This window comes from Tunicatimonas sp., from assembly GCF_049647865.1.
GTDB lineage: Bacteria > Bacteroidota > Bacteroidia > Cytophagales > Cyclobacteriaceae > Tunicatimonas.
Genome location: NZ_JBARYM010000274.1, coordinates 1 through 6,317 on the forward strand (window position 1 = coordinate 1; position 6,317 = coordinate 6,317).

Below are 6,317 nucleotides of genomic sequence, written 5' to 3' on the forward strand. Positions count from 1 at the left end.
AGTTAAGCATTTATCTATCACCCTTCTACCCTTCCACCCTTTACCTTTCCACCCCTCTACCATCTACCTTTCCACCCTCTTACCCTTCTACCAACAAAACTATACGTGATGAGTTAAAAAAGAAAAAGTGAGACATGGCTGATTCTTTAAATGTATTGGTAGTGGGAGCTACCGGGAGTACCGGAGCGGAGATAGTAAGCAAATTGTATAACGCGGGGCATACGGTGCATGCACTGGTAAGAAATACGGGAAAAGCCCGCCAATTGCTTACTCCCGACATTCACCTGATTGAACACGATCTGCAAGATTATTCGGGATATGATTCGGTAGTGCAGGAAAAAGATGTCATTGTGTACGCAGCGGGTTCTACCTCCTTTAAAAGCTATTATTTTGGAAAGAATACCCCTAAGAATATTGATTATGAGAGTGTGCGCCAGATGGCAATGGCAGCCGAGAATCACGCAGTCAAGCAGTTTATTCTGATTTCATCTATGGGAGTAACTCATCCTTTCTTCTTTCTTAACTTATTTGGGCGAGTGCTCACCTGGAAGTTAAAGGGGGAAAATGCGCTGCGTAGCACTCATCTTAATTATGTAATTATTCGTCCGGGTAAGCTGGTAGATGAAGGCTACGCACCAGAACAGTGCATTCTTTATCAAGACGATAAAATTCGCAACCAAGCCATTAGTAGAGAGGAAGTAGCTGAAGTTACTGCGCAATGTGTAGCCAATCCCGATTTGGTACGAGTGACTTTTGAAGTTGTTAAAGATGAATTGCAAACTGTTGAACCTCTTTCTTCCAAATTCAATCGCCTTATTCCTGACCAGAACCGTACCCCTTACACTCAGGTGAAGATAAACACTTGATAGAAAGTTGGAAGCTTGTAAACCTGAGACCGTTATTGTTTACTCAATGGGAATGTGACTACGCGGTGTCTGCCAAAAGAGCGTAGTACTTGAGATTTGTTAACGCTTAGTCTTACTTTCCTTCCAACTTCGGACTACTAACTCCCTGCCCCCCTGCTCTCTCCGTCTTTTGGTCTCCGTTTGAACCTTATCGGAAGCGGAAGACTTCAGGTTTACGAACATCGAAGTCTAGAAAGTTAGGAATAGGGATACTCCCAATAAGAAATCCAAACCAGCTTTCATCTTCCGGGGTACGGGGGTAGAAGGCAAACCGTATCTGAAACGTCTGAAACGCTAAATTCTCATTTCGTACCCGGAAACCAAATCCGAAACCTTGGTACGATGGGGTGCGGAAAAACTTCTCCCCGGGTTGGGCAATTACGCCGGCATCAGCAAATACAAAGCAAGCTAGCCGAAAGCTGTAGAAATCTATGGGGGGGTACGCTACCCCCTCTAAACCAATGGCAAGCCGTTCGTTACCTTCAAGTGCCCAGCCATCTAAGCCTCGAATACCTTCTTCATCGCTCAATGTGATTAGGCCGAAGCGGAAGTCAATATCTTGAGTTCGTCTGACACCCCGAGTGTAATCTGCTTTTAGAAAAACCCGGTATTGTGTACGCCTGCGGTGAATTAAGTAGCTAAAGGTATTGAGCTGGAATCGGAATACTCCATCCTCTAACCACTTGTTTCGCCAAAAACCACCCCACTTAATCCTGGCCGACACGTACCCTAAAGCTGGAATAAATCCACCCCGAGAGTATAGTAACCCTGTATAATACCGATTATAAAACTCACCGTATTCGGGTCCAGCAATAACCTCTACTAATTGACCAATCGGAATATCTTCGGTTCGTCCGTAAGTATATACCAATGTTTCGGTAGTATAGTAACGTTTTGAAAAGCCAGCTCCAAAGAGGAATAAATTCCGATGATGAAAAGCGGGATTGACATCTGCTGCTACCTGAGGGCGTTCAAAGAAGTGCTGACGATTGTAACGGAAGGAGGCAATCAAACGGGTACGATTATCAAAGTTCCTAACCCCGAAGCTACGAGCCAACCAATAATCCTGATTGAAAATTCCGTAGCGGATAAAAGGTATATCCTCGAAGCGACTAAAAGTATCCAGAATCTGGTAAGAGTTAACCCAGGGATCGAACGTAGTAAGGCGGTTATAGCTTATGTCTATCCCCCCAGCGTATCGGATTTTAGGCACCACAAAGCGTCTGTTCAACGTAAAGCTTCGTATATGATCCCACATCGTATACCGATAGCGCAACTCTCCCGTAATAAAAGAACCCCGAACATTGGGAACACGGTAACGGCCTTCGTAGCCTACTCGAGGAGATTCATCAGGCTCAACGATAATAGTATTACTTAACTGATGTCCCGTTCCTAATATGTTAACGTTATTGACACTTACATCACCTTCTATAAATCCTTCTGGTGAGGCATTGAATGTATAAGGAATCACGTCTTCAGTAATGAGTAGTAAGTCCACCGTGTCAGAATCATTGGCCCTCGGCTGCACAACTAGGCGAGCATCTCGTATGAATCGTAGCGATCGAATGACTCGTTCATTATCGGCCAGTTGAGTCGAGCTTATTACATCTCCCTCTTTTAGAACAAGGTTATTCCTTAGTACACGATCGTGGGTATCTACATGAATTTGATTATAGAACTGTGAAATCTTGGAAGTTGCTTTTCGGGCAGTATCAATTACACTAGGGCCGAATATATCAATCTGCTTGAAATAAATATTGCCTACGTATTTTCCATCATAATCAGTGAGCTCAGGCGGTGGTTCCGACTTCTTCTCTAATGTGTCGGTTGCCGATGAAGGACTACTAAGGTCAAATAGCCAATCAAATATTTGTTCGCCTATTTTGCGAGTTTCTAATGTTTTTTTAAGTCTATTATAAAATATTTGCTGCTCTTCCCCTGCATCCTGCTTAATAATTTCTTCTATTCGGGTACGGATAGTATCAGTAACATAGATGATCGTATCAGTTTTAGTAAAGAATGCACTATCTTTAGTAAAAACGAAGCTATTTTCTTGCACATAGATAGTGTCAATCACTACTTTCTGAATAGTATCTTTCTGAACGGGTACTTTCTGAGCTTGGGCTAACTGCACCCAGCTTAGAAGAACAAAAAGAATAAGATGGACTAAAGAATTAGGACGTTTCATAGCATAGCTACTAATTAAACTACGCTTAGCTAAAAAAGTGTAATGCAGAAAATATTAAACAAAACTTATTAGATCTTAGATGTAATAACTTGATGCTTCACCATTCTTCGTAGTAATTGCCTATAGTTTTTATAGTTATATACAATAAGCAAACGTTAACTGCAAAAATAGCGTGCGTAAACGAGGTCTATATATAATTTTTTTAGAAAAGTGGGATCGCCTCAGACCTTAGTATCACCATTTTTATACAACCTTAGTACCCAATTTGGTGATTAGAAGTAACTTCAGACGTGACCATTCTCTTAAGGTCTTAAATCTCTATAATTATGACTTTCTCAAACAAAAACTTATATTGGTAACAAAAATTAGGGTGATTTCTTTCCATAGCAGAAGTAATACGGGTATTTGATTAGTAATATACTATTTATCTTCCGCAATCGCTGACACTTTCTTAATAATGGCTTCTCCAAAAGTGTATTTTGTTTCAAATAGGTAAACTGCCCAGAAAATGATTCCTGGGAAAATGTTACTGCTTCTCTTCCTATTAATAGTCTATTGTTCTTAGCTAGAAGAGTAGTATCATCAGAGGCAAAGTTGGCGAATAATCATAATTCGTTGAATTTTTTTTACTTATCTTTGTAATTACACTACACGCTGCACCGATAAATCTATGAATTTTGAACCAACCTATGTAGAAAATACTATTGATCTTAAACTGCTATTTAGCGAGATTAAGAAGAAGTGGTATTTATTTCTAATCAGCTTTCTAATCATTATCCCTTTAGCGTTACTGTTTATTAAGTTTGGAGAAAAGCAATATAATGCCTACGGTAGCGTCTTAATTAGCCAACAAGAATTTGGTTCGGTAGGAACCGATCAGGTACTAGTAGATGATAATGGGATTATCGAGCGTAACATCATTTTGCAAGATGAAATTAGACGACTAAAATCGTTCGATCTGATTCAAGAAGCCTTAGGTACCCTTAACTTTGGAATCACCTATTATACAGTAGAAAGTTTCTGGCCTGACTTTTTAAAAGAAGAATGGCTCAATGAAACGTATAGTACATTACCTATCCAAGTTCTGCTAGATTCAAGCCACGTACAGTTGGTAGGAGTGTTAGTACATTTGAATATTGACGATTCAAACAATGTGACCGTTCGGGTAGATGCCGAAGAGGCTACGATATACGACTTCGCTTCCAATGAAAAGGTTGCTGAAGTTGAAGCAGTAGAATTTGAAGAAACTGTTAAGGTCGGCGAACTCTTTAATAATGAGTATCTAGCGGTTCAAATAGCACCTACTTCTGAGGTGCCACCGGCGGGCGATTATTATTTCAAAGTTAACACCCTTGCTTCTTTGGCAGGTAAGTACCAGGAATTGCTGATAGCCCAGCCAGCCGTGACTGCCGCAAACGCTAACCAGCCTGAGTCTAGAGTAGTAAATCTTGGTATAGAGACACCCATTCCTCAAAAGGGTACAGCTTTTCTAGAAGCGCTAGTGGCAACCTACATTGGTAAAGATGTACAGAACAAAAATCAGAAGGGGGTGACTACCGTTGCGTTTCTAGAAAAAGAAATACAAGGAATTGAGAGTTCGCTAAAGAAGGCCAGAAATGCGTTTGGTAAGTTCAGAAACAAACAGGGTATTATCGATATGGCCCAAGGTAAGTTGCTGGGTATGACCAAGCAAAACGAGCTGGAAGCAGAAAAAAATGCCTTAGAAGATAGACTAGCGTATTACAAAAGAACCGCTCGGGCACTTCAGAATGAGGGTGTTCTGGTAGTACCTTCTGCTGTCGGTATTAATGATCATTCTTTTGAACAACTAGTGATAGAGCATATTGAAATGGATGCCCGATCTAAGAGGGGAATCAATTTTAATAACGAAAATAATCCGTTAGTAAACCAGATAGAGCAGCAGTTAGCTTCGCTCAAAGGTGCAATATCTACCAACCTTGATAATGCAATTGTTGCTACCCAGGCCAATTTAAAAAGTGTAAATCGTAGAATAGGCCAACTCAACACTCAAATTAGTACTGTACCGGACAACGAACAAAAGCTTACCAAACTAGAGCGCGATGTTGCTTATTATCAGGAGAAGTACGACTATTTGATACGAAAAAAGGCAGATGCCGAGTTAGCGTTGGCAACCAATTTACCCGATATTGAAGTGGTAGATAGTGTTAAGATTGCTCCTGAGCCGGTAGCCCCTAACGGTAAGCTGATTCTACTGCTGGCTTTGGCATTATCGCTTATTCTTCCATTTGGGTTTATTGTCCCCCGCCTGTTCTTTGGTAGTGACCTGGTTAACAAATCAGACATAGAAGGGCATACGGAAATTCCTATGTTGGGGGTCATTTCTAATGGGCCAAAAGCAGGTGGTTTAGTGGCGAAAAATATGCCGAATACTGCCGTTGCTGAATCGTTTGAATACATCCGAATTAATCTTCAGTACTACTTTCGGGAGCGCAACAACCAAGTAATTGGTATCACCTCATCTGTTGAGGGGGAGGGTAAAACGTTTTGTGCTACGAACCTAGCCTGGACATTTGCCGAAGCTGGACAAAAAACGCTACTAATCGGCTGTGATTTCCGTCGCCCTAAAGTAGACAAGTACTTCAAGAATGATACGCTGTACGGTCTAGCCAACTATCTGGAAAAGGGGTTTGAAGTAGAAAAGTTGTTTCGCCCATCTTCTTCCTCAAACTTGGATGTAATCTTCTCTGGATTCTCTAACGAAAGTCCTATTAAGCTGCTGGAAAAACCATCGTTGCGAGAGCTGATAGAACAAGTTAAGTCAAAGTACGATCAAATTATTGTAGATACTCCGCCGGTAGGCCTGGTAGCTGACTATCTTATTTTGGAGCAATTTTTTGATCTAACCTTATTTGTAGTTCGTGATAACTACACGGATAAAGCAACAATTAAAGGCGTCAACGAAATTCAGAAAAAAAATCAGATCAAGCATTTGAACTTACTGCTTAACGGGGCAGCCGCCTCAGGCTATGGATACGTACAAGCTAAGAGCAGCTACTATCGGGATTCGGCTTCGCTAAAGTCGCGCTTTAAACTATCCTGATTCTCAACCTTCACTTCTCAGGTATGGTTTTCAGATTTAGCTTACTTTGTCTCCTCCTGCTGCTTGCCAATATAGCATACGGCAGTGATAAAGTACCGGTCCACCCTCGGGTTTTTGTGCAACAGTCAGATATAGCTTTAAT

3 protein-coding genes are annotated in these 6,317 nt (G+C 41.2%); 2 read left to right on the plus strand and 1 reads right to left on the minus strand.

Features of this window, described 5'->3' with window-relative positions; genetic code table 11:
• The first annotated feature begins 134 nt into the window (after positions 1-134).
• Positions 135-866 carry an SDR family oxidoreductase gene (locus tag WBA23_RS08385; RefSeq protein ID WP_424581824.1) on the plus strand — a complete coding sequence of 244 codons (732 nt, stop codon included), beginning with the start codon at positions 135-137 and terminating at the stop codon, positions 864-866.
• 187 nt (positions 867-1,053) lie between these two features.
• Here WBA23_RS08385 and WBA23_RS08390 read toward each other — a convergent pair whose 3' ends face one another.
• Positions 1,054-3,093, minus strand: coding sequence for a hypothetical protein (locus WBA23_RS08390; RefSeq protein ID WP_424581825.1), 2,040 nt, complete (start codon positions 3,091-3,093; stop codon positions 1,054-1,056).
• Positions 3,094-3,763: 670 nt separating this feature from the next.
• On the opposite strand from WBA23_RS08390, the gene WBA23_RS08395 reads away from it, so the two are divergent.
• Positions 3,764-6,175: a polysaccharide biosynthesis tyrosine autokinase gene (locus WBA23_RS08395; RefSeq protein WP_424581826.1), complete on the plus strand. Its 2,412-nt coding sequence runs from the start codon at positions 3,764-3,766 to the stop codon at positions 6,173-6,175.
• Positions 6,176-6,317: the final 142 nt, after the last annotated feature.